We start from the raw sequence: 23,665 nt of genomic DNA, 5'->3' as shown, positions 1-23,665 counted from the left end.
GCCCCGCCATCAGGCCAGCGCTTCCATCTTGCCGCCGAGCGGCACGTTGGTCGCGAGCCCATTTTCGACCACGACGAGGTCGTAGCCGCCGCCGGATTTCAGCCGCCACTGACCGCCGACCAGCGGCGTCTTGGCGACGTTCTTCTGCGCGAAGGGCGGCAGCTTGTCCGAGCCCCAGGAGATCGGGCCGACCAGCGTGTCGAGCTTGGTGTCGGCGATCGCCTTGGCGACGGACGCGCCTTCGCCGATAGCCTCGGCACGCTTCATCACGTCGACAGCGATCTCGAAGAGCGCATGCGCAAAGCCGATCGGCTGCGTCCACGGACGCCCGGTTGCCTTGGAGAAGGCGTCTGCGACCTCCTTGGTGCTCTGGCCGGTCAGCGACGACTTGAACGGATGGGTCGGCGTCCACCACACTTCGGTCGACAGGTTGTGGCCGGCATCGCCCAGCGACTCAACGGTCTGCGGGAAGAGCAGCGCCTTGCCGATCGAGGCGACCTTCGGCTTCAGGCCCTGCTGCTTGGCCTGGTTCCAGAAGGTGGTGAGGTCGGGCGGAATGACAACGCCGGTGATGATTTCGGAATTGGCCTGCTTGAAGGCGTTGATCTGTGCGGAGAAGTCATCCGTTAGGTTCTGGAAGCGGCCCGGATCGGTCAGGCTGTAGCCGAGCTTTTCGAGTACCGGCGGAAAGCCCACCACCTTGTCGCCCCAGGCATTGCCGTCGCCGTCGTTGGGGAAGAGGCCGCCGACCTTTTTGTTGCTCTCGACCTGGCTCCACATGCCGGTGAAGACGGCGATGATGTCCTCGAGCCCCCAGAAGAAGTGGTAGGAATAATTGAATGGCTTCCAGGAGGCCGGGTCACCGGGATTGGCCTGCTGGCCGATGAACCAGGGCTGCCAGGGCGCGACGGTGGAGATGCAGGGCATCTCCTCCGCCTCGCAGGTGGTCGAGACCGGGTTGGTGGTCTCCGGCGTCGAGGAGACGAGGACGAGATTGACCTCGTCGTCGACGATCAGTTCCTTGGCGACTTCAGCGGCGCGGTTGGGGTTGGACTGGCTGTCCTTGACCACGACCTCGTATTCGAGGCCCATCTGCTTGGCCGTCTCGAGGAAGTTGGTGACGACGAAGGTGTCCGCCTCGCCGAACGCCGCCAGCGGTCCGGTCTGCGGACTAACATAGCCGAGCTTGACCTTGGTGGTCTGGGCGATGGCCGGCGCGGCGAGGCCGGAAGTGGCCACCAGCGCGCTGCCGGCCGCGGTCGTTTTGAGGAAATCGCGTCTCGTAAACATGCTGCCTCCCATGATCTTCATTCCTCCGAAGGGCCGGTCCATCACCGGCCAATGTCTCTCTATTGATCGGGCCGGCGACCCTCCCAGGCTGCCTGCAACAGTGCCCGGATCGAGGCTCGGTCGATCGGGCGCGGATTGTAATAGGGGTTCTGCCCCGCGATTTCGGCGGCGCGGTCGAGGTCGCTCTCCTCGAGTCCCAGCTCGTGCAGCGTCAGCGGTGCGCCGAGCGATTTGGCGAAATCCCAGAGCCCGCCGCCGATCGTGCCGCCAAAGATTTCCGCGGCGCCTGAAAGCGCCTCCCCGGCGGCGGATGCGTTGAAGCCCGCCGTATGCGGCAGCATCACCGCATGGGTCTCCGCATGCGGTAGGTCGTAAGAGCCGCCGAGCGTGTGGCAGATCTTGTGGTGCAGCGCCATGCCGACGGCACCGAGAACGGTACCACAGAGCCAGGCGCCGTAGAGCGCTTTGGACCGGGCCTCTGGGTTCCGGGGCTCCCGGACGATGTCGGGCAGGCTGTCGGCGAAGGCGCGCAGGCCCTCTAACGCCATCAGGCTGGAGACCGGGTTGCGGTCCTCGGCATAGAGGCCCTCGATCGCGTGCGCCATGGCGTTCAGCCCGCTCGTCACGCTCATGCCGACGGGCAGGCCGAGCGTCAGCGCCGGATCGTAGATGACGATCTCGGGGATGATGGATTCATGCCGCACCGTGGTCTTGCGGCCGCCTTCGGTCTGGCCGAGGATGTTGGTGACTTCCGAACCGGCATAGGTTGTCGGTACGACGATCTGCGGGATGTTGGTGCGATAGGCCATGGCCTTGCCGAGCCCCGTCGTAGAGCCGCCACCCAACGACACGACGCAGTCGGCGGCGAGTTCGGCCGCGCGCGCCACCGCCCGTTCGGTCACCTCGACTGGCGTGTGCATGCTGGCCTCCGCGAGAATGCCGACGGAAAGCGCGCCGAGGCGGTCGGACAGCGCCCGGCCGTCTGCAGCCTGGTGGGGCGTGGTCAGCACCAGCGCGCGGCTGCAGCCGAGCTTCTCGACCCATAGCCCGACATTGGCACTCGCACCGTTCGCGAAGACGATTCGCGCTGCACTTCCCTGGTAGGTGAATGAAAGCGTCATGTGGATGCCCGTCCCTTCCTGGCCCGCACCATCACGAAGGTGAAATCCAGCGCCCAGCCGTCGCCTCCGTCTGCCGGCTCGAATTTGCCGATCAGTTCGTCCTTGACGCCGAAGAGCGCGTCCCGGCCGAGATCGGGATCGGAGCCGTCATAGACATGGGTGCTGATGGTCTCGAAACCGTCGGCCTTGATGAGGAAATGCAGATGCGCCGGCCGGCGCAGCGGAAAGCCGAGGCTGCCGAGCAACCGGCCCACCGGCCCGTCCGCCGGCACCGCATAGCCGCCCGGCCTGACCGTCCGGTAACGGAACGCGCCTTTCGCATCCGTGGTGAAGACGCCGCGCAGGTTAAATTCGGGCTGCTGGTCCGGCTGCTGGTTTTCATAGAACCCGTCGGGATTGGCCTGCCAGGTCTCGACCGTTGCGCCGGCGACAGGATTGCCGTCGAGATCGCGCACCGTTCCCGTCACCCACAGGACGGGTCCGGAGCCGTCGAGCGAAATATTGGCGCCGAGCGGCAGCCGCGGCGCGTCCGCCCGGTAGAAGGGGCCGCGTACGGTGTTGGGCGTCGCGCTCCTGGGGCGGCGGGTGTTGATCTCCTCGATCAGCGCCGTGACACCCAGCAGGTCCGAGAGCAGGACCCACTCCTGCCGGCGGCCGTCGCTGGCGTGGCCGACATCGGTGAGGAACTCCATCGTTCGCCGCCAGTCGGCCTGGCTCGGGCGCGTTTCCTGGATCAGTTTGTGCAGGTGGGTGATGAAAGGGACCATGAACCCCTGCAGCCGCATGTCGGCATGCACGTCCAGCCTCTCGGCCACGAGCTGCGCGGAATTGCTTTCGCTGAACGGTTTTCCCGCCATGGTTCCTCCCATGAGAGGGAAGCTAACAGATGTGATTTTGCCGGTTGATAATTTATTTCGGGATTTATATGCATATTTGTTATGAAGATCGACGAACGGCATCTGGTGCAGCTCGCGGCGGTCGTCCAGTCGGGCAGCGTCACCGAAGGCGCGACGATGCTGGGGCTCAGCCAGCCCGCGGTGTCGCGCACGCTGGCCATGCTGGAAAAGCGCCTGGGTGAGCCGCTGTTCATCAAGGGCCGCCGGCCGCTGCAGCCGACGCCGCTCGGCAGGGCGCTCGCCGATCACGGCCAAGCCGTGCTGACCGCGTCGCGCAAGGCATCGGCGCTGGTCGAGGGTTTCCGGCATGGTCGGACGGGCCTGGTGCGCGTCGGCGGCACCCCGTTCTTCATGGATGCGCTGATATCGGGAATGATCGCCGGCTTCCAGAACGCCCTTCCCGAGGTGCGGATCGAGCAGAGCTACGGCTATCTCACGGAACTGCGCGCGGCGATCATCGCCGACCGGATCGATCTCGCCATCTGCCCGATCGATGTGCTGGACGAGGGCTCCGGCATGCATTTCCAGGAGCTTCTGCCGGGCCGAAACGTCGTCGCCTGCCGGGTGACGCACCCTCTGCTGCTCAAGCGAAAGCTCGCCGGTCCCGAACTGCTCGACTATCCCTGGATCGCGCCGCCGCCCGGTAGCCCTCTTCTGTCCGACCTGCGCAGCCTCGTGCTGTCACTTGGTGCCACCGAGACCAAGATCCGCTACGCCGGCGGCTCGCTGACCAGCGCGATCAACTACATGAAGGCCAGCGACGCGCTGACGATCCTGCCGCACAGCGTCGTGTTCGCCTATCGCAACGACAAGGCGATCACGGCGCTCCCCGTCCACATCCCGCATCCGGAGCGGGCGCTCGGCTTGCTTCGACGAACGGGAGATCCGAGCGCCCCGGCGATCGAGGCATTCGCCGCGTATATCCGCAAGAGCTTCGAAAATCTCAGGCACCTGATCAAGCGCCACGAACAGTCCGTGGTCTGGGGAATCTAGAGGGGCCTGTCGAGTGGGATGTCTTCAATCTGAGTTCTTTCTGCCCGGCGCCGGGCTATCGCACGGCCGGCAAGGCGATCCGTTCGATCGTGTAAGGCCGTGCGTTTAACGCCAACAACGGTGGCGTTCTGGCCGACATGGCTGCCGAAGGTGCCAGGGGTGACAATGCTTCCGAAGTTCCACGTAGCCGAAGATCTGCGCACGGGAAGGTTGGTCCATGTCCTTCAGAACTGGTCGCTGCGGACTTGTGGCTGACACTCTATTACCCGCCGTACAAGGCGCTACCACCGCGCATTGCCTCATTTTCAAAATTCTTCGAACAACGAGTACCGGCGTTTACCACGGCGGTGGAATGACCATCGCCGTGGTAAAGTGGTTTCCGACCATATCACGGCTTCCTGCGCAGGCTTGCACAGAGATTTTAACCTCATCTCGCCACTGGCCGTTCACCCATGGCAGCGCTCGCCGCGGCTGCTAACCTTGTTGTCGAGCGAAGCCGCGCATCCTTCGCTGCGCGGCTCCCTATCTGATCAGGCCGGAAGCTGGAAATAGGCGTTTGCCGCCAGGACCACAGCCAGGCCGGCAGCCAGTGCGGCGTAGGGCAGGATGCCGGCTTTCCTGACCCCCAGGTCCTGACCGACGAGGCCGAGGTCCTCCATCGCGCCGGCCGGGAACTTGCCGCCGTCACGCACGTAGTGGCGATAGGCAAAGACCGGCAGGATGAGGGCGGCGAAGGTGAAGCCGACCCAGAGCGCATTGGAATATCCCCAGACCTTGGCGCCTGCGCCGAGGAAGAGCGCATTGACGAAGGCGAGAACGGTGTTGAGGCCGATCAGCCAGGTCGGTGCCTTCCACGGGCGGGCGACATGCCCTGAATCCATGCGGTGGATCCAGCCGGCATTGAGGTTGAGGAAGTTGAAGATGATGTAGCCGACATTGGAGACGGCCAGCACGAAGAAATAGCCGGCCACGTCGGAGGCGATGGCAAGCAGGATGAGGTTGAAGACGAAGTCGGTCCACATGGCGCGGGTGGGCGCGCCGTGTTCGTTCACGTGGTCGAGATATTTCGGCAGCCAACCGTCTTTCGCGCCTTGATAGAGCGTCCGTGACGAACCTGCCATCGCCGTCATGATGGCCAGGAAGAGCGCCATGATCATCAGGATGACGAGGATCTGCGTGACGATCTTGCCGCCATGAACGAGGTTGCCGAGCGCTTCGGCTACGCCCGTACCATCAACGACGCCAGGTGCGAGCATGCCCGCATGGCCGAGAACACCCTGGAAGGTGAACGGGATCAGGAAAAAGAACAGGCAGCAGAGAAGGCCGGAATAGAAGATCGCCTTGAAGGTATCGGTCTTGGGGTTCTTCAGTTCGCGGGTGTAGCAGACAGCCGTCTCGAAGCCGTAGGTCGACCACGCCGCGATATAGAGGCCGCCGAGGAACAGCGTCCAGCCGCCATTGCTCCAGATGCCATCGAGGCCGGAATAGGCCGCCGTCGGGGGTATCAGACCGGTGACGTTGGCACTGTCGATCTGTCCGGAGAAGATCGGGTAGAAGCCGATGACCAGCAAAGGCAGGAGGACGATGATGGCGAGCCATTTCTGAACGCTTGCCGTTCCCTGGATGCCGCGATGCTGGATCGCGAAGATCACCAGCATGAGGATGCCGCCGATGACGAAGGTGGCGTTCAGGTTTGCCGTGGCAAGGAAAGGGATGTCGAAGGTGGCGAGCGACCAGGTGCGGATCGCAGGCGTCAGCGCAGTGATGGCATCGGTCGACAGAAGGGCCGAAATGGCGTCCTGCGGTGTCTTGCCCGCGTTGGCCGCAAGCCATTCGACGACGCGCGGGCTATCGGCCGTCAGTGTTGCCATATTGGCATTGATCCATTCCATGACGGCCGGGGAGTCGGCGCCGGGGATGGGGAACAGGGCGTTGAGGATATAGCCGGCCGCGATGGCGCAGCCGAGCGACAGAACCGGCGACCAGGCGAACCAGTTGCACCACACCGACAAGGGCGCGATGAATTTCGAATAGCGCAGCCAGGCCGTAGCGCCATAAATCGAGGCGCCGCCGGACTTGTTGCCGAACATGCCGGCGATTTCGGCATAGGTGAAGGATTGCAGGAACCCCATCACCATCGAAATGATCCAGACGACGAAGGCGAGTTTGCCCGTCGTGCCTGCGATGCCGCCAATGGAGAAAAGCACGAGCGGGGGGACGCCGGCGGCGACCCAGAATGCTCCTTTCCAATCCAGCGCACGGATCAACTCGCTTCTAGGTGCAGCCGCCGACCCCTCGGTCTCAACGATAGTTGCCATAAACAGTCTCCTCGACCAGTTTGTATAGAGCGCGGTGTCGCGCGTCCCCTTTGTCAATTGTTCTCGCTGCGGCGTTCTTTCTGGGCGGAGCCTGCTTTTGCAGTGTCGCCGCCCGGGTTCCCATCTTAATTTTGTCGCTCGCAACTTATCCTCATAGTGAATTTTTTTTCCTATAGGTCAAGTCTCTCTTTACTTTGGCAAGCCTCCCGTAGGATAGTTTGGCCATATTGACGGTGCACCACGGGACGCTTGCAGAGCGCCTGCACGACTGTGCCCTCGGTAGGGAGCTGAGATGACCGATTCCAAAAGATTTCCAGGGGTTCTTGCTCCACCACGGCCGAGCGTCATTCGAAGGCCGGGCATTCCGGCTTTGCCGGCCGGCGTCGAGCGCTACCGCGTCAAAGGACGGGGAACGACCGTGGTCAAGTTGGCTGCAGGCGACCGGGCGACGATCAAGGATGTTGAGGGCGGACAACTCTGCGAGGTCAGTTTCGTCGATAGCAGGGGCCGGTTCAATGCTGCCGGGCTGGGGGCTACATTTTCGCGGCCCGCATTCGGCTTGCTGGAGATTCTGTCGCGCGATGACGACGGCGCACGGCGAACGCTCAATGCGCTGAAGCGCCGGGGCGTCGCTCTCGCCGGGGCGCAGGCGCTGGTCCTATTCGGCGAAACTACGCCGGCTGGCGAGTGTGTGGAACTGACGATCGTGCTTGACGGGTTGCTGATCGTCGCGGCTCCCGGGCCCGACATGGATGCGGAACGGCAGAACACGACCACCGCGCTCGAGCTCAGCGTGGTGCGCAGCACCATCGAGCGGAGCTACGAGGAGATGCTGCCCGAGCCGATGGCTGATCCCATCCAGGATTTGCGCATCCGCGCTGCCACGGCCTCTGCCTATTTCGTGCGAGCTGGCGAGTTCATCCAGATCATCGATGTCAGTGGGCGCCAGTGCACCGATTTTCAGGCCTTCGCAGCCCGCAAGGTGGACAAGGGACTGGACCTTGCGCTCGACGCGACCGTGACGCGCACGCTGCTGGGGCGCAGCTACCCGACGCCTGGCCTGCCATCGAAGGCGTTCGATCGGGATTTCGAGCCACTGGTGGAGATCGTGCAGGATACGGTCGGGCGCCACGATGCCTTCGCGACCGCATGCAATTCGCGCTACTACGACGACATGGGCTATCCCGGCCATGCCAACTGTACCGACAATTTCAACCATGCGCTTAAGCCCTACGGCATTGCGCCGCGCAAGGGTTGGGAAGCTCTCAACTATTTCTACAACACCAACATAGACCACCATAACCAGCTCTATCTCGACGAGCCATGGTCGAGGCCGGGCGACTACGTGCTGATGCGGGCGATGACCGATCTCGTCTGCGTGTCCTCGTCCTGCCCGGACGATATCGATGCGGCCAATGGGTGGGACCCTACAGATATTCACGTCCGCACCTATTCGGGACGAGAGAAGTTCTCGCGTGCCGTCGCCATCCGAATGACCCCCGATGCAGAGCCGGAAATGACCCAGGAAACCGCCTTCCACCCGCGCTTTTCGGCGCTGACCCGCAACCTCACGGAATATCGCGGCTACTGGCTGGCGAACCGCTTCAACAACGACGGCCCGATCGAGGAATATTGGGCCTGCCGCGAAAAGGCCATCGTCACGGACCTGTCGCCGCTTCGCAAATTCGAGGTGACGGGGCCGGACGCCGAGGCGCTGCTGCAATATTGCGTCACCCGCGATATCCGCAAGCTGTCACCGGGGCAGGTGGTTTATACGGCCATGTGCTACGAGAACGGCGGCATGATCGACGACGGTACGGTCTTCCGGCTGGGGCTGAACAATTTCCGCTGGATCGGCGGCGACGATGTCAGCGGCCTCTGGCTGCGCGAGCAGGCTGAGAAGAAGGGTTTCAAGGCCTGGGTGCGTTCCTCGACGGACCAGATGCACAATCTGGCGGTGCAGGGGCCGAGGAGCCGCGAGATCATCAAGGAGATCATCTGGACATCGCCAGCGCAGCCCTCGATCGGCGAACTCGAATGGTTCCGCTTCGCCGTCGGCCGCATCGGGCATTTCGAGGGCGCTCCGGTGGTCGTGTCGCGTACCGGTTATACTGGCGAACTCGGCTACGAAATCTTCTGTCATCCGAAGGACGCGCTCGCCGTGTTCGATGCCGTTTGGGAGGCTGGGCAGAAACATGGCTTGAAGCCAATGGGTCTCGAAGCGCTCGATATGGTGCGCATCGAAGCGGGGCTCGTTTTTGCTCGTTACGATTTCTCGGATCAGACCGATCCCTTCGAGGCGGGCATCGGCTTCACCGTGCCGCTGAAATCGAAGACCGAGGATTTCATTGGCCGTGAAGCGCTGATCCAGCGCAAGGAAAACCCGCGCTACAAGCTGGTCGGGCTCGATATTGATGCCAATGAAGCTGTTGGCCATGGCGATACGGTGCATATCGGCCGGGCACAGGTCGGTGTCGTCACCAGCTCGACGCGTTCGCCGTTGCTCAAGAAGACGATCGCACTGGCGCGGATGGATGTTTTGCATTCGGCTGTCGGCACAGATGTCGAGATTGGCAAGCTCGACGGCCAGCAGAAGCGTCTGCCGGGGCGGATCGTGCCGTTTGCGCATTACGATCCGGAGAAGCTGAAGCCGCGGTCGTGATATGGCGCGGCCATTGAGCGCGATGTTCAGCTCGACTTGCGCTGGGCCGTGGCGATTTCCCGGGCGACAGCCTCGGAATCATTGGCAAGGGTGCGCATCTCCGAGGCGAGAACGGCAAAGCCGGCACCTGCCGTTCCGGCCCGTGCAGCCTCGATGCCGGCGTTGACGGCAAGCAGTTTCAGGTAGCGTAGCGAGTGCAGAATCTCGGCGGTCCGTGAGGCGATCACGCGCATTTCTGCTGTCTGCTCGTCGATGCGTTGATAGAGGGATTCGATGTTGACAATGCTGCCTTCCAGATAGAGCAACTCGCCCTTGTCGTCCCATACGCCGCCGCCGGTTTCCGTGACCCAGAGGAAGTGGCCCCTGTTGTGGCGGATGCGGTATTCCAGCGTCCAGTCGGTGTGGCTTTCCAGCGCCTTGCCGACCACCTGGTCCATCATCGGCACGTCTTCCTCGCACATGATGGACGTGAATGTGCGCACGCGATTGCCGACGATTTCATCGACCGGATAGCCGAAGATGCGCTCAATGCCGTCGGTCATATCCAGCATCGTATAGTGCTCGTCCGCGCGGCACCGATAAAGAAATCCATTCATGCGACTGAGAACACTGCTCTGAAAGCCCATGGTTAACCTGATGATTGCTGGAGGGTGAGTTGGAAGAGCGTTGACACTGATGGATAATATTCTGTTAGGCTTTGACCTTTGGCTCAGAACACGAAGATCGATTCTGAAGGTCAGAGGTTCTGACCTTCAGAATTTTCTTTAGCAGACGCTGCCGAGATCAGTTCTTCAAATAGACTTCCAGCGTATCGTCGAGTGCTTCCAGCCACGGCGTATGATGTTTGGGCGCCATGGTGCCGGTCATCAGCGAGCGGTAGGCATTGTCGCGGAAGCCCATGATGCTTTCCGCCTTATGGTGTTCCCATTCCATGAAGGTCTGGTTGGTGCCTTCGACATCGAACTTCGGATAGTCCGTGTCTTCCAGCAGTTCCAGCACATAGTCGCCCTGGAACCATATCATCTGTTCGGCATCCTCGAGCCGTTCTTCGCGGGCGCGCCACCTGTTGAAATGCGCCTTCATCTCTTCCGCACTGGGCAGCTTGATGCGGCCCAGCATGACGTCGCGCGCCCACCAGGCCTGCGCATCGAACATGTTGAAGGTGTAGAACTGGTCCTGCATGCCGATATAGAACAACTGCGGATTGGTCTCGTAGACAACGCCCTTGTAGAGGCTGTCTGACCAGAGGCGGTTGGCGGTCTTCAGGCGCAGGTCATCGGGCAGGAACGGGAAATGGTGCAGATAGCCGGTGCACAGGATCAGCGCATCGACTTCCTTGGTCGAGCCGTCGGCGAAATGGGCGGTCTTGTTGACGAGTTTCTGCAGCAGGGGGCGCTCTTCGAAGCGCTCCGGCCATTTGAAACCCATCGGCTTGGAACGATAGCTCGTGGTTACTGATTTCGCGCCGTATTTCCAGCACTGCGAGCCGATGTCCTCGGCCGAATAGCTGCGGCCGACGATCAGCACGTCCTTGTCCTTGAATTCCAATGCGTCACGGAAATCGTGCGCGTGCATGACGCGGCCGTTGAAGGTTTTCACGCCCTCGAAATAGGGAACGTTCGGGGTCGAAAAGTGGCCGGAAGCGACGACGACGTAGTCGAACTCCTCGTCATACATGCGGTCTTCGACGCGGTCGTGGGCCGTGACCATGAACTTTTTCGTGGCTTCATCGAAGCGGACCATGCGCACCGGGGTGGAAAAGCGGACCCATTTGCGTACGTCCGCCTTTTCGACCCGGCCCTTGATGTAGTCCCATAGCACGGCACGCGGCGGGTAGGAGGCGATCGGCTTGCCGAAATGTTCCTCGAAAGAATAGTCGGCGAATTCCAGGCATTCCTTCGGGCCGTTCGACCAGAGATAGCGGTACATGCTGCCATGCACAGGTTCGCCGTATTCGTCGAGGCCGGTGCGCCAGGTGTAGTTCCAGAGGCCGCCCCAGTCGGCCTGTTTTTCGAAGCAGACCACTTCGGGAATGTCTGCACCCTTCTGGGCGGCTGACTGGAAGGCTCTCAATTGAGCAAGGCCCGAGGGCCCTGCGCCGATCACGGCTACTCTGGTCATGTTTTTCAGTTCCCTTTGTTTCCGGGCGTGATTTTGTCGCCCTTGTCTTGGTCGTTAGTCTGCCTTGCTCTCCGTCATCCTCGCCCTTGCGGCCGGGGATCCAGCAGCGGCGCGTCCGCGCCGCTAGAGGACTCTTTCACGCGACAGACGTCGCGTGACTGGTTTCCTGTGACAAGCACAGGAATGACGGAGGGAGGAGGTCACCTTCACCGCCTCAAAATTCTGTTGTTCAATCCGGGAAAATTCCCGCACTCGTCGGAGCCCCGTCGTCATATTTCGCCAGCCAGTCCAGCATGATCGGGCGGTTGCGGGAGAGGCCCTTGTAGTCGACGATCTCCGGCGGCAGGCTTTTCAGCACCCGCGGCAGCCGGCGGCCCCATTTCGGCACGGTCACCAGTTCGTTGAAACTGATGAGATAGCAGCGGATGACGAAGAGGATGGCGTTGGAGCGCGGCAGGCGCCAGAGGCTTTGCAGCTCGACGCGCAGGTGCATCTTCTCGCCGACGTTCTCGGGCGTTACCGTCGTGCGATCCGGCCCCCATTTATGGTAATTCTCCGGGCTGGTATCGAGACGCGGGTTGACCGTCATCGTCCAGTTGAGCCTGCGGGTGGGCTTGCCCTGCTGCAGGTTGAGCAGGAATTTCAGCGCCCGGTCGAAGACGCCGATCTGATGCGCGAGCGGCACGGGTCCGTGCCATTCCATGAAATTCATTCCAATGTCGAAGTCGAGCGACCAATCGGCCTGGGTGGTGACCATGCCGGCATCCATCCAGAGATTATTGTCGCGCTGGTCGACGATGCAGAAATCACCCTGGGCCTGGCGCGTGATGTATTCCATCGGCGGATAGGGCAGGGTGGAGGGATCACCGAAGGTGAAGGTGTCGTCGATGCCCATCGGCCGGTTGATCCAGCGCCAGCGGTCGCCGTTCTTGGTGAGCGTGAAATGCTCGGGATAGTCCTGGGCCTGATGTTCCATCAGGAGTTCCAGCGTATCCCATTGCGCCGCCATCATGTGCGGCAGGGCCTGGCAGCGCAAAGGGTCTTCCTTCAAGACCAGTGCCCGGTCGTGCATTTCGGCGACGTAGTGCTCGTCGACGTCGATCAGGTTCTCGAAGACGCTGTCTTTTTTGCCCCGGACATGCGGCTCCATGTTGACCGAGTACATGTATTCGTCGCGGTCGAAGGGAAAGGGAAAGCGCCTGATGTTGTAAAGGCTGTTGCGGAAGGTGAAGTCGTCGCGGAACGTCTCGTTCCTGAACGTGATGGTCATCTTTCCGGCTCCGTGGCACTAGAGTTGAAGAACGAGTTGCTGGCCTTTGAAACGCGATACACAGATCATGATCTTCTTGCCGGACGCCTTTTCTTCGTCCGACAGGTAAATGTCGTTGTGCTGAAGCGTGCCGTCGCAGGAGAGCACCTCCGTCTCGCACTGGCCGCAGGCGCCGCCGCGGCACATGTAGGGGGCGTCGCAGCCATGGGCTTCGGCCGCCTCGAGGATGCTTTGATGCTCGCCGACGGTCATGTGGATGTTGGAGGTCTCCAGGAAGACCTGGAACGGCTGGCCGGCGGGAGGGGCGAGGAAGCGCTCCGAATGGAGGTTCTCCTTCGGCCATCCGGCCTCGAGCGCCGTCATCAGCACGCCGTCGATCATGCCGGCCGGGCCACAGACATAGAGATGGGTGCCAAGCGGCTGGTTGTCGGCGATCTCGGCGACCGGGATATAGGTCTTTTCCTCATCGACGTAGATCTTGATGCGACGCGGGCCGTAGCGGTCGAGCAATTGCTGCCAATAGGCGCCGTGCGAGCGTGAGCGGATGGCGTAGTGCAGTTCGAAGGCGATGTTGTCGCGGCTGAACTGCTCCATCATGGCGATAAACGGCGTGATGCCGATGCCGCCGGCGAACAGGATGTGCTTGCGGCCGCGATGGTCCGGCGCGAAGAGATTGACCGGCTGGCTGACGGTCAGTTGGTCGCCGGGCCGGACCTGTTCATGCATGAAAATCGAGCCGCCGCGCGAGTTGGGGACCCTCAGCACGCTTATTTCGTAGGCGCTGCTGTCGTCGGGATTGGACATCAGCGAATAGGGATTCCGGCGCAGAATGCCGTTGTCGTTCATCGACACGACGACATGGGCACCGCCGGAGAAGAACGGCATGGGATGGCCGTCCATCCGCTCGAAGCGGAAGCGTTTTACAAGGTCGGTCACTTGCGTTACCGCTGCGACCCTGACGGGCATATCCGTATTCAAGCTCACGGGAACATCTCCTCGGGCGCTGGGGCGGTACCCGGTTCTTCCGCATCGATGTTGACGCCCTGAAAGGCGCCGAGCCGTCGGGAGTAATGATCCCGCACCAGAAGCGGCAGGCCGCAATGAGTGCAGGCAAAGGGGCTCGTCGTCACATTGTCGGTAATGCCCTTGCAGTGCACGCACTGCACGCGCCTGGCTGTCGAGCCGCGATGCTCGGTGTGGATCGAATTGTAGTCGATGCCGTATTCCATCGCGACCTGCATGATCTGGCCGATGAAGCCTTCTGTCCCGGCGATGTAGAGCCGCGTTCCCATCCGCGCGAGATCGAGACAGGCACGAAAACGAAAGAGGAGCGGCTGGAGTGTCGGTGCCTGCCAGAAGCTGTCGGGGCCGAGCGCTGAAAGAGAGGTCCCATAGTCCTTCGGGGCAGAACCCGCGGGCAGATAGAGTATCTCGGATTTCGAAAGGAACTCCTTACCTTTGATCCCGACCTGATCGATCAAGGCGGCGGCCCCTTCGCCCTCGAGGGCGAAGAGGTGGCGTTTGGCGTGGGGATCGACGTCGAGCCCCTTGTATTCCGGTCTGCTTTTGATCCCTGCAACGAGCATGCCGATCTCCTCAGCCCTGCGCCGTCCGCTTCTTCTTCTCCGGATCGTCGAAGGTGATCGTATGGGCGATTGCCGGCGCGCTGACTTTTTTGCCCCTTACCTCGAGCCTGGTGCCTTGCACTGCGTAAGGCACGTCGACCCGCATGATCGCCATCGAGCGGTTGGTGAGCTTGGAATAGGACGGGCAGGTGATGACGCCGACCTTCTTGTCGTCGGCCCAGACCTCGTCGCCGAGATCGGTCGGACCTTCTGCATCGACCAGGAGGCCGAAGATCTTGAATCGCTCCTTGCCCTTGAGGCGAGCGTGTTCTTCGGCGCCGCGGAAGCCGGTCTTGCCGGGGCTGACGGTGAAATCGAGGCCGAGCTCCCACAGGCTATCGCCCGGTTGCTCGTTGGCAAACGGATACATCTGAGAATTGTCGTAGGGATAGAACAAGAGGTAACTTTCGACGCGCAGCATGTCGAGAACGCTGAAGCAGACAGGGATGATGCCCATCGCCTTGCCTTCATCGACGATCCGGTCCCAGACCATGCCGGCATCCTGGCCGCGCACGAAGATTTCGTAGCCGCGCTCACCGGTATAGCCGGTGCGCGAAATCATCACGGGTGCGCCAAACAGTGTTGTCTGCATGTGATGGAAATATTTGAGCTCGCGAATCCCAGGCACGTATTTTTCGAGATAATCGACGGCGAGCGGGCCTTGCAGCGAGAGGTCATGCAGATCGTCATCGAACAGGACGGCGCAGTTGCGACCGGCGGCCTGCTTGACGATCTCCTCGTGGCCGGAGCCCGAGCCGTGCACCAGCATCCAGGAATTCGGACCATTGCGATAGACGATGCAGTCATCGGTGAAATGGCCGCGATCGTTCAGCATGCAGGCGTAGACCGACTTGCCCGGATAGAGCTTCGTCATGTCGCGCGTGGTGATGTAGTCGAGGACGGCAATCGCGTGCGGGCCAACGAGATGAACCTTCTTCAGGCCGGAGACATCCATGATGCCGGCCTTGGTGCGCACGGCAATGTGCTCCTCGTAAATATCCTTTTCGTAGGTCCAGGCGGTTCCCATGCCGCTCCAGTCTTCGAGTTTTGACCCCAGCGCCCGATGCCGGTCTGCAAGGGCGGAAAAACGCCAGCTCAATGCCATGATTTGTTCCCTTAGTTATTTCACTCTGTGGAAATAATTATTCCTGAGTATATGCGCGTTTTTCCGAACGGCAAGTCCGGCGAACGGATTTCTCAAGGGAAAATGCACCGCCGTTGTAAAAGCGATGGTTTCAGGGTCTGCCCGAAGGATATCAGACTATTCTCACAACCAAGATCCAAATGACCGATAAGCCGGCGCCAAAAACAGGACATTCAGGCAACCGATGTCGACTTCATGCTGCTGTACGCGCTTCTCCGGGGTTTCCCTTTCGGTAGGCGCTTCTGTGGCCTCAACCGACTCCTCGGTGATGCATTCGCGGCCACTCTCGATGGCGTTGACCGCGAGGGTGTCGATCATATGGAAGATTTTGGCGGTGATACCTTCGGTGATCTGCAGAATCCGCCGAAGCGATTTCGGAGTGATGCCGAACGAGGAAACGATCTGCAATCTCTCGCCGAGTCCTGGAAGACCTCGGCCACCGACACCATCGCGGCGCCATGCGTGGGACCAGCACCTCGTCGGATATGTTGTCGAAGGTGGCCGTGGTGCGATTCCATCAAGGGGTTTTCCAACGCGGCCGGAACACACCGGGTAGCAACCGTCACCTTGCCCCTGCCGTGGCTGAACACGAGGTTGGAGGCGGGAGCATCGCTCATGACGCTTAGTTCGGCTGAGTAAATCGGTCGCGGGCGGGTCACTCCCTCCGGGGTGATCGGCCCTCGCGGATTCACGACAAATAGGGGTCCGGACAAGAGCAGTTCAAACTCCTGCGCTCTCACGAGCGAACGGAGCGTAACTTTCATCTCGTAGGCGCGTGATCGTCCGCCGGGAAGTCGCAAATTTCCTCGCGATGGCCGAAACACTCGCCCAGCGGCACGCAGCGACACGTTCACCGAGACGGCGACCTTTGTCGATATCCGGAATATCCTGCGAATAGCGCCCCGGTATAGAACTTGACAATCAATGCCACTCTGCCCCGTGCAGGTCGAAAATGAAATGGAGGTAGCGCGCTCCAGCCAAACCTTGCGCGGGCTGCTGGGTTCAGTTCAAGCGGAGCCCGTCCTTGTCGAAGAGATGAACCTTGGAGAGATCGGGAGCGATCGAAATCTCTTGACCCGGTTGCAGTTCAACTCTTTCTCGCAAGAGCAGTGTGACATGTGCGCTTCCGAGTTTAGCGTTGACGTGGGTTTCCGAGCCGGTCGGCTCGACTACGACGATGGTTGCCGGAACGCCACCATCCCGGATCGAGAAGTGCTCGGGACGGATGCCGTAGGTCTTGGTGGCGGCATACTCGTGGCCCGCCGGGAGTGGAAGGTCTGCTCCATCCAGGATTAACCTGCCGCTGTCAATCGTCCCCTCGAAGAGGTTCATCGAGGGCGAGCCGATGAAGGAGGCGACGAAGGTGTTGGCCGGGCGGTCGAAAAGCTCGAGCGGCTTGCCGATCTGCTCGATCCGACCGTTGCGCATCACGACGATCTTGTCGGCCATCGTCATCGCCTCGATCTGGTCGTGCGTGACATAGACCGTCGTTGTCTTGAGGCGCTGGTGCAGTTCTTTGATCTCGGCCCGCATCGTGACGCGCAGCTTGGCATCGAGGTTCGACAGCGGCTCGTCGAAAAGGAAGACCTGCGGATGGCGCACGATCGCCCTGCCCATGGCGACGCGCTGGCGTTGGCCGCCGGACAGTTGCTTCGGCAGACGGTCGAGCAATGGCCCGAGCGCGAGGATATCGGCGGCCTCCGTTACCAGCTTGTTGATGGTGGCTTTGTCGCGGCCCTGAAGCTTCAGCGCAAATCCCATATTCTCCGCGACAGTCATGTGCGGATAGAGCGCATAGCTCTGAAAGACCATGGCAATATCGCGCTCCTTGGGTGCGATGTTGTTCACCACCCGGCCGCCGATGCGGATTTCACCGTCGCTAATCTCCTCGAGCCCTGCGAGCATCCGCAGGAGCGTCGACTTCCCGCAACCCGAGGGACCGACCAGGGTGACGAATTCACCGTCTTCAATGTCGACGGAAACGCCGTGGATCACCGAAAGGGCGCCAAATTGCTTGCGGGCATTGTCGATTGTAACCGATGCCATTTTCGTTTCTTCCTCCCAAATTTATAGCTTGAGCTGCCAGATACCGGCCGACGCGATATTGCCGTCCGGGGCGTGCAGGCGAGCCGTCCGGACTCCCTCGAAGCCGGGCAGGCGTTTCGTTCCAGTCCATCGGCCGTCGTCGGCAAAGACTTCGATTGAGCCGGCATCGAGAAAAATGCGGATGGACGAAGGGCGCGCTCCAGCCGCGATGTAGCGCGGAAATATCGTATCGCCTGCACGGGCGAAGGGGATGCTCAGTCCCTCACTGTCGAGTTGCACCGACAATTCGGTCTCCGGATGTTCGAATTCCAGCTTGAAGGCATTCCCGGGCGAGGAAAGATCCAGGAAAATTTCCACCATTCCATTGCCGAGGCAGACGGTCTCGCCGGCCAGAAGTCCGTCGCTGTCGATACGGTTCTGGCGAAGTGTCAAGACAGCATCGACGGGCGGCGTCAGAAGCGCACCGTCCCGAAGCAGAAGACGGCGCGGCAAAGTCATCGCCGTCGGCATATCAGCGTCCTTGGACACATCGCTCCAGTTGGCGAGCCAGGCGATGCCCACTGGTCCGGACCGATCGACGAAAGCTTGGAACGCGTATGCGTCGGTGCCGAAGTCGAGCTCCTGTTCGAATTCAGGTGCGAAGCTCATCCCGTCGAACCGGCCGACAGTAGCGATCGCGATATTGTGCCGGCCGGTCGCTAGGTCCCGGCTGGTCAAAAGCCCAAAGATGAGCGCCCATCGAGTATCCGGGTCGTCCGGCGCCCCGCCGAGCGGCACCATGCAAGGGCATTCTGCGGGTTTCTTTTTGAAACGGTCCTCGCGATGGAGGACACCGATGAAACGCCAGCCTCCTGCTGCCTGCGGATCATCCGTCTCATACAGCAGGATGACGCCCCCGCTGTGGTCGCGACTTCCCAGCAGCATCTTCCAGCGGCCGTCCGGCCCTTTAAAGACGTAAGGATCGCGGAAATCCAGCTTCAGATCCAGGCCCTCTGGGCGCTGCGGCAGGATCAGTTCGGCGGCATCCGCACTGATCATATCCTCGATCTTCATCGCGAATTGTCTCTGTTCTTCTGGCCGGCGGCCCTTGATGTGCTCGGTGAAGAAGATGCGGACGCCACCCTGCTCTCCCGGCAAGGCTATTGCCGAACCGGAATAAGCGCCGCCCAGCCCATCGGCCCGCGCTGAAAGCTCCGAAGGCGGAAAAAGGAAGACCGGAAGATGCGTCCAATGCAAAAAGTCGTCGGAAACGGCATGTCCCCAATGCATCGTATTCCAGCGCGGCGTATGCGGATAGTGCTGATAGAAGAGATGGATCTTTTCGCCGAAGCGCCCGAAACCGTTTGGATCATTCATCCACCCGAAGGGGGGACGGAAGTGATAGCTGCCCGGAAGCTCGGGCATGGCGTTCGTCGGTCGCGTGTAGAGAACACGGACACCTTCGGTCATCGCGCTTTGCCTGCTATAGGAGTAGACGATGGAAAGCTCGGTGGTCGAAGGATCGTAGCTGAACGTGGTCTCGCCGCCCTGGCTGACGCTCAGGGTCCGAAACGAGAATTCCTCGGTGTTGTCGGTCGTGACAGCGCCGATCTCGATGCCATCCGCTGTTGCGAAAAGGCTTGCAGGAGTTTCCTCCTGCAGGGCCTTGAGCCAGATATGGGCCGTTGTTCCGGCAGGCAGGATCGCGCTGATCGTCGCCTGCATGTATTCGAGGGATGGTGCGGTTGCCTGATGCATGATGGTCAACCCTTCACCGCGGAACCGACGAAGGAACTAACGAACCAGCGCTGGAAAGCGAGGTAGAGCCCGAGGATCGGGATCATCATCAGCACGGAAGCCGCCATGGCGCGATCCCAGTAGATGCTGTCCTGGCCGAAGAAGGTGGCGATTGCGACCGCGATCGGCCGGGCGTAGTCGGTCTGCGTCACCAGGATCGGCCACAGATACTGGTTCCATGTTTCGATCCCCATCAGAATCGAAACGGTTGCAACTGCTGGAAGGCTGAGCGGCAGGAATATTGAGCGATAGATTCGGAAAATGGAGGCGCCATCCATCTGGGCGGCCTCGAGCAGTTCCTTAGGCAGTTGCGCGAAGAATTGGTAGAAAAGGAATATGTAGAGGGGGCTCGCGATCCAGGGCACGATCTGCACGGCAAAGGTATCCGTCATGCCGGCCCGCGACACCATGACGACGAGTGGCATGATGATGCTTTCCTGCGGGATGACATAAAGTGCGATCACAACCGACAGGATCGCAGCCCGGCCTTTCACCGAACCCCATGCGAGGACGAAGCCGGCCATGGAGTTGACGATCACGCCCGCGCAGACGGTGGTCACCAGGATGACCAGCGAATTGAAAAGATACCGGCCGAATGCCAGTTCGCCGGAAAAATGACCGACTTCGTTGAAGTTGTTGAGTGTCGGGTTCGAGACCCAGAATGCCCGGAAGCTGCCCATGTCGGCAAGGATTTCGAAGCGATCATCCTTGAGGCTGGCAACGGCCAGCAGGAACAGGGGCGAGACGATAACCAGCGCGACGATGAAGATGCAGACGGTCTGGATCGTACGAAGGGTTCCTGCAGCGGAGCGCACCGGCTTTTCGTTCGGCCGCGATACGGAAAGCGCAATATCAGACATCGAAACGCCTCAAGAGTTGGCGCTGCACGAGCGCGATGATCAGAACAATCACGAACAGGATGACCGAGACTGCCGACGCGTAACCCATTTTCTGCTCCTCGAAGCCGGCCCGCACCATGTAGTGGACCACGGTTTCGGTGCTGCTTTTGGGCCCGCCTTGGGTGAGAATCGCAACCTGGGTATAAAGCTTGAAGGCCTGGATCGTCGTGATGAGGAGAACGAAGACATGGGTCGGACGCAGGCCGGGCATGGTCACGTGCCAGAAGCGCTGTAAGGCATTCGCGCCGTCAATCCGAGCGGCATCGTAGAGTTCGTCCGGGATGCCCTGCAGACCCGCGAGGTAGACGATCATCTGGAAGCCATAGGCCTGCCAGGCAGACAAAAGCACGATCGAGAACATCGCCCATTCAGGATCGCCCAGCCAGTCGATCGGCTGAATATATCCTCCCGAAACGAACCCGAGAACCTGGTTGAAGGGACCGGTCGGATATTGGAACAGCGTGCCCCAGATCACGCAGACGACCACCATGGACGTGATTGCGGGAAGAAAGAACATGCCACGCAGAAGATTGCGGAACGGCATCTTCTGATGCAGCAAAAGGGCAGTTGCGAAGGCAAGACCGCATTGCACCGGCAAAATCCAGAAGGTGAAGCGCGATACATTCCACAGCGCCGTCCAGAACAGATCGTCCCGGAAGATGCGGACGAAGTTGGTGAACCAGATGAAGCGCAGAGGCGTCGGACGAGGCACCAGTGGCTGGTTCGTCATCGCCGTCCAAAAGGACAGGATAAACGGGACGATCAGGAAGAGCGTCAGCAGCACCACGGCAGGGGCCAGCATGCTGGCTTCCTGCAACAGACGCCCCCTGTCCGATTTGCCCCCGGCTGGGCGTTTGGCCTGTGACCGCAATGTGGATTGTTGCATGTTCATGGAGTCCTCCTCTCCGAGCCTGGGGCCAATCGGCGGCCGTTGCGATGCGGACCCGAGCCCGCATCGCAAGACGATCGTCTGGATTCAAGGTTGGTTACTGCTGATCACCGAAGGGCGGATATCCGTCGTTATCCTCGATGTCCTCGTCGATCTTCTCGGCTGCGGCCGTAAGCGCCGCCTTGGGATCGCCACCGTTGAAGGCCTCATCGACGGCCTGCATGAAGGCCGATGTGATAGTTGGATAGGCCGGGTACGGCGGTCGCGCGATCGCCGTCTTCGACGCCTGTTCGTAAGCGATCGCCATCGCTCCGCCGGAGGCGTAGAGTGGCGATTCGGCTGCGAAGCTCTTCAAGCCCGGGTAGCCGGATTTGCTGGCGACGAACTTGCGGTACTCCTTGTCCTTCAGCATGAAGCTGATGAACTTCCCGGCGACGTCAGGATGTTCGGAGGTCTTGGTGACCGCCCAGATCCACGTGCCGTTCGGGCTCGCGCCCTTGGCGCCGAACTTGGGAAGCGGCATCACGACGATGTCGTCCTTCATCGCTGCGGCGGCCTCGGCGTAAAACCAGTGTCCGCCCAGGGCCAGCGCCGCCGGATGGCCTTCGGCGTAGAACTGGTTGGTCCCCGCCGACTGCGGCACGACCCAGCCGTTCTTCACCCATTTCTGCATCATGGTCAGGGCATCAACGCAAGGATCGCTGTCAAGCGTACCTGCCGACTTCCATGTTGTCCGGTCGATGAGATCGCAACCCGAGGATTGCAGGATAGGCCCGTAGGCATAGGTTATCCATTCGGTCTTGATGCCGTAGCCGCGGAAGGTGTCGATCGGCCACTTCACGCCGTCGAGCTTCGAAAGCTTTTCAAGATAGCCCTCGAATTCCTCGCGCGTCCAGGCATCGTCGACGGATTTGGGAATCCGCGCCCCAATTGCTTCGAGATATTTCCTGTTGCCGTAAAGGACGACCGTGGAGTCGGTGAGCCCGATTGCATAAAGGTCCTTGTCGACGGGATAGGTGCCCTGGACGATATTGGAGTCCGTCATGTCATCGAGGACGTCCTTGTCGATGAGCGGCTTGATCGGCTGGAGATAACCCGACCAGACATAGTTGGCGAGGAACGGCGCATCGAGCTCCATCACGTCGGGCAGTTGTTTCGCCATGACGGCGGCGCTGAACTTTTCGTTGTATGCGTCGTGCGGCGCGTAAATCGTTTCGACATTGACGTCGGGATTTTCGGCTTCGAAGGCTTTCGCAACGGCGCCGATCGCCGCGACGCTGGCGGGATCGCCCTGATGCATGACGTGGATGACCTTCGTTTCGGCCGCGTGCGCCATGGCGGACATGGCCGCTGTCAGGATCAGAGATGAAAGTAAACGTTTACCCATAGATTCCTCCTCATTTGAAATGGGCATGCACTGCTACTAAACGGATGACCGCTCCACCAACCGGAACGGGAGTTTCTTCACTTCGACCGGAGCACGGTCTTCGGCAAGCAGAATCTGTGCAGCGGTTCGACCCATGGCGCGATGCGGGAGCGCCATGGTGGTCAGCGGTGGGTCGAGCCGCGAGGCGATCTCGACCTGATTGTCAAAGCTTGCAACAGCGACATCATCGGGGATCGTCGCGCCGCAACGCCGCAAGGCGGCATAAACCTCCATGGCGACGCGATCGTTCCCGCACAGAATGGCGTCGGGACGCTGGGGAGAGCTCGTCAGCCGCTGAACGTGCGAATGGACGAGGCTTTGAGCGCGATCATTGTAGATTGCTCGGTTAACTGCGGGCAGAACGGTGGCCTCGGTCCCGTTGAGGCCAGCCTGATCGAGCGCTTGCCTGAAGCCGATCTCGCGGAGTTCGCTTGCAAGCAGTCCCGGCAGGCTGATGTAGGCGATTTTTCTCCGGCCAGCATTCAGCAGATAGTTCGTTATCTCCAGCGCAGCACCGGTCTCATCCGGCACCAGGGATGTCACACGATCGTTCGCCTCGCGGCAATTGATCATCACGCCGACGGTATCTGCAAACTCCGCAGGCAACTCCACCCGCTTATGATACATCGCAGCGTAGGCCACCGCACGCGGGCGAAACCGGTGCATCTCCTCCAGCACCGAGGCCACCGTTCTGCGCCCGCTGAGCGTCATTGCGAAAACGGCCATGTCGGCGGCGCGCGCGCCACTGTCCAGACCACCGATGATCCCGGTGGCGAACGGCGATGTCACCAGTTCGTCGGCGATAACGCCGATAAGCGGCATCCAGCCCTGCCGCATGCTTCGCGCGGCGAAGTTGGTGACGTATCCGAGCTCCTCGGCGATTTCCTTGATGCGCAGGCGTGTGTCGTCTGACATGCGTGCCGAGCCGCCATGCAGTGCACCCGACACCGTCTTGACGGAGACGCCGGCACGTTCGGCTATGTCGTTGAGAGATACGGTCATGGAGCGCTTTGGGTTATCGATTACTCACATCGATATCATCGGCTTCATAATGCGTCAACTCTCTTCATTGTTGACGAAGGTCGCAGACTCGCGAGGCGCTGTTGCTAGGATGAGACCGGGGCGCTCCGTTCGCCCCTTCTCTTTATCGTTCGAAGGTGAGAAAGCATCGCACTTTCGGACATTCCAG

At 61.0% G+C, this 23,665-nt stretch carries 19 protein-coding genes and 1 pseudogene; 3 read left to right on the top strand and 17 right to left on the bottom strand.

The genetic code is table 11. The features are described 5' to 3' along the window. Positions 1-9: 9 nt before the first annotated feature. The 3 genes from JNB71_RS21695 to JNB71_RS21685 are packed head-to-tail and all read right to left on the bottom strand — an operon-like array spanning position 10 to position 3,268. Positions 10-1,290, bottom strand: coding sequence for an ABC transporter substrate-binding protein (locus JNB71_RS21695; RefSeq protein ID WP_220373855.1), 1,281 nt, complete (start codon positions 1,288-1,290; stop codon positions 10-12). A gap of 59 nt (positions 1,291-1,349) precedes the next feature. Continuing rightward, positions 1,350-2,411, bottom strand: a complete 1,062-nt coding sequence (locus tag JNB71_RS21690) for a maleylacetate reductase (protein WP_220373854.1) — start codon at positions 2,409-2,411, stop codon at positions 1,350-1,352. Further along, positions 2,408-3,268, bottom strand: coding sequence for a dioxygenase (locus JNB71_RS21685; RefSeq protein ID WP_223215951.1), 861 nt, complete (start codon positions 3,266-3,268; stop codon positions 2,408-2,410). Before JNB71_RS21685 ends, JNB71_RS21690 begins: the two co-directional genes overlap by 4 nt. Before the next feature lie 81 nt (positions 3,269-3,349). Between JNB71_RS21685 and JNB71_RS21680 the strand changes: the two genes are divergently transcribed. Both JNB71_RS21680 and JNB71_RS21675 read left to right on the top strand, forming a co-directional pair. Next, positions 3,350-4,300 carry a LysR family transcriptional regulator gene (locus tag JNB71_RS21680; RefSeq protein ID WP_220373852.1) on the top strand — a complete coding sequence of 317 codons (951 nt, stop codon included), beginning with the start codon at positions 3,350-3,352 and terminating at the stop codon, positions 4,298-4,300. Positions 4,301-4,395: 95 nt separating this feature from the next. Then, a pseudogene (locus JNB71_RS21675) lies at positions 4,396-4,656 on the top strand (LysR substrate-binding domain-containing protein); the annotation flags it as partial. Between the two features lie 174 nt (positions 4,657-4,830). Here the strand turns inward: JNB71_RS21675 and JNB71_RS21670 are convergent. After that, positions 4,831-6,618 (bottom strand): APC family permease, encoded by a 1,788-nt coding sequence (locus JNB71_RS21670; RefSeq protein ID WP_220373851.1) that lies wholly within the window; start codon positions 6,616-6,618, stop codon positions 4,831-4,833. 292 nt (positions 6,619-6,910) lie between these two features. Between JNB71_RS21670 and JNB71_RS21665 the strand changes: the two genes are divergently transcribed. Continuing rightward, positions 6,911-9,280 carry a DUF1989 domain-containing protein gene (locus JNB71_RS21665; protein ID WP_220373850.1) on the top strand — a complete coding sequence of 790 codons (2,370 nt, stop codon included), beginning with the start codon at positions 6,911-6,913 and terminating at the stop codon, positions 9,278-9,280. Between the two features lie 26 nt (positions 9,281-9,306). Here JNB71_RS21665 and JNB71_RS24690 read toward each other — a convergent pair whose 3' ends face one another. From JNB71_RS24690 to JNB71_RS21600, 13 genes are all read right to left on the bottom strand, one after another. Next, a complete protein-coding gene (locus tag JNB71_RS24690; protein WP_220373849.1) occupies positions 9,307-9,906 on the bottom strand; it encodes a methyl-accepting chemotaxis protein in 600 nt (199 codons plus the stop codon). Positions 9,907-10,063: 157 nt separating this feature from the next. After that, positions 10,064-11,401: an NAD(P)-binding domain-containing protein gene (locus JNB71_RS21655; protein WP_220373848.1), complete on the bottom strand. Its 1,338-nt coding sequence runs from the start codon at positions 11,399-11,401 to the stop codon at positions 10,064-10,066. Positions 11,402-11,630: 229 nt separating this feature from the next. Then, the gene (locus JNB71_RS21650; RefSeq protein ID WP_220373847.1) at positions 11,631-12,671 is read right to left on the bottom strand and encodes a heme-dependent oxidative N-demethylase family protein; all 1,041 of its coding nucleotides are present in this window, start codon (positions 12,669-12,671) and stop codon (positions 11,631-11,633) included. An 18-nt stretch (positions 12,672-12,689) separates the two neighbouring features. Next, positions 12,690-13,655: a PDR/VanB family oxidoreductase gene (locus JNB71_RS21645; protein ID WP_220373846.1), complete on the bottom strand. Its 966-nt coding sequence runs from the start codon at positions 13,653-13,655 to the stop codon at positions 12,690-12,692. Then, positions 13,652-14,257: a dimethylamine monooxygenase subunit DmmA family protein gene (locus JNB71_RS21640; RefSeq protein ID WP_220373845.1), complete on the bottom strand. Its 606-nt coding sequence runs from the start codon at positions 14,255-14,257 to the stop codon at positions 13,652-13,654. The genes JNB71_RS21645 and JNB71_RS21640 overlap by 4 nt, the downstream gene beginning before the upstream one ends. A gap of 10 nt (positions 14,258-14,267) precedes the next feature. Then, a complete protein-coding gene (locus JNB71_RS21635; RefSeq protein ID WP_220373844.1) occupies positions 14,268-15,401 on the bottom strand; it encodes an aminomethyltransferase family protein in 1,134 nt (377 codons plus the stop codon). A 162-nt stretch (positions 15,402-15,563) separates the two neighbouring features. Next, positions 15,564-15,848 (bottom strand): hypothetical protein, encoded by a 285-nt coding sequence (locus tag JNB71_RS21630; protein ID WP_220373964.1) that lies wholly within the window; start codon positions 15,846-15,848, stop codon positions 15,564-15,566. A gap of 594 nt (positions 15,849-16,442) precedes the next feature. Then, the gene (locus JNB71_RS21625; protein WP_220373843.1) at positions 16,443-17,486 is read right to left on the bottom strand and encodes an ABC transporter ATP-binding protein; all 1,044 of its coding nucleotides are present in this window, start codon (positions 17,484-17,486) and stop codon (positions 16,443-16,445) included. Positions 17,487-17,507: 21 nt separating this feature from the next. Continuing rightward, positions 17,508-19,226: a glycoside hydrolase family 32 protein gene (locus tag JNB71_RS21620; RefSeq protein WP_220373955.1), complete on the bottom strand. Its 1,719-nt coding sequence runs from the start codon at positions 19,224-19,226 to the stop codon at positions 17,508-17,510. A gap of 2 nt (positions 19,227-19,228) precedes the next feature. Next, positions 19,229-20,122, bottom strand: coding sequence for a carbohydrate ABC transporter permease (locus tag JNB71_RS21615; RefSeq protein WP_220373842.1), 894 nt, complete (start codon positions 20,120-20,122; stop codon positions 19,229-19,231). Continuing rightward, positions 20,115-21,053: a carbohydrate ABC transporter permease gene (locus tag JNB71_RS21610; protein ID WP_220373841.1), complete on the bottom strand. Its 939-nt coding sequence runs from the start codon at positions 21,051-21,053 to the stop codon at positions 20,115-20,117. Before JNB71_RS21610 ends, JNB71_RS21615 begins: the two co-directional genes overlap by 8 nt. 94 nt (positions 21,054-21,147) lie before the next feature. Further along, the gene (locus tag JNB71_RS21605; protein ID WP_220373840.1) at positions 21,148-22,437 is read right to left on the bottom strand and encodes an ABC transporter substrate-binding protein; all 1,290 of its coding nucleotides are present in this window, start codon (positions 22,435-22,437) and stop codon (positions 21,148-21,150) included. A gap of 36 nt (positions 22,438-22,473) precedes the next feature. After that, positions 22,474-23,478 (bottom strand): LacI family DNA-binding transcriptional regulator, encoded by a 1,005-nt coding sequence (locus tag JNB71_RS21600; RefSeq protein WP_220373839.1) that lies wholly within the window; start codon positions 23,476-23,478, stop codon positions 22,474-22,476. Between the last annotated feature and the right edge of the window lie 187 nt (positions 23,479-23,665).

It is taken from the genome of Rhizobium herbae (genome assembly GCF_019511375.1).
Lineage (GTDB): Bacteria > Pseudomonadota > Alphaproteobacteria > Rhizobiales > Rhizobiaceae > Pararhizobium > Pararhizobium herbae_A.
Note: the sequence above shows the minus strand (reverse complement) of the source record. Positions and strands in the feature narration are given on the sequence as shown.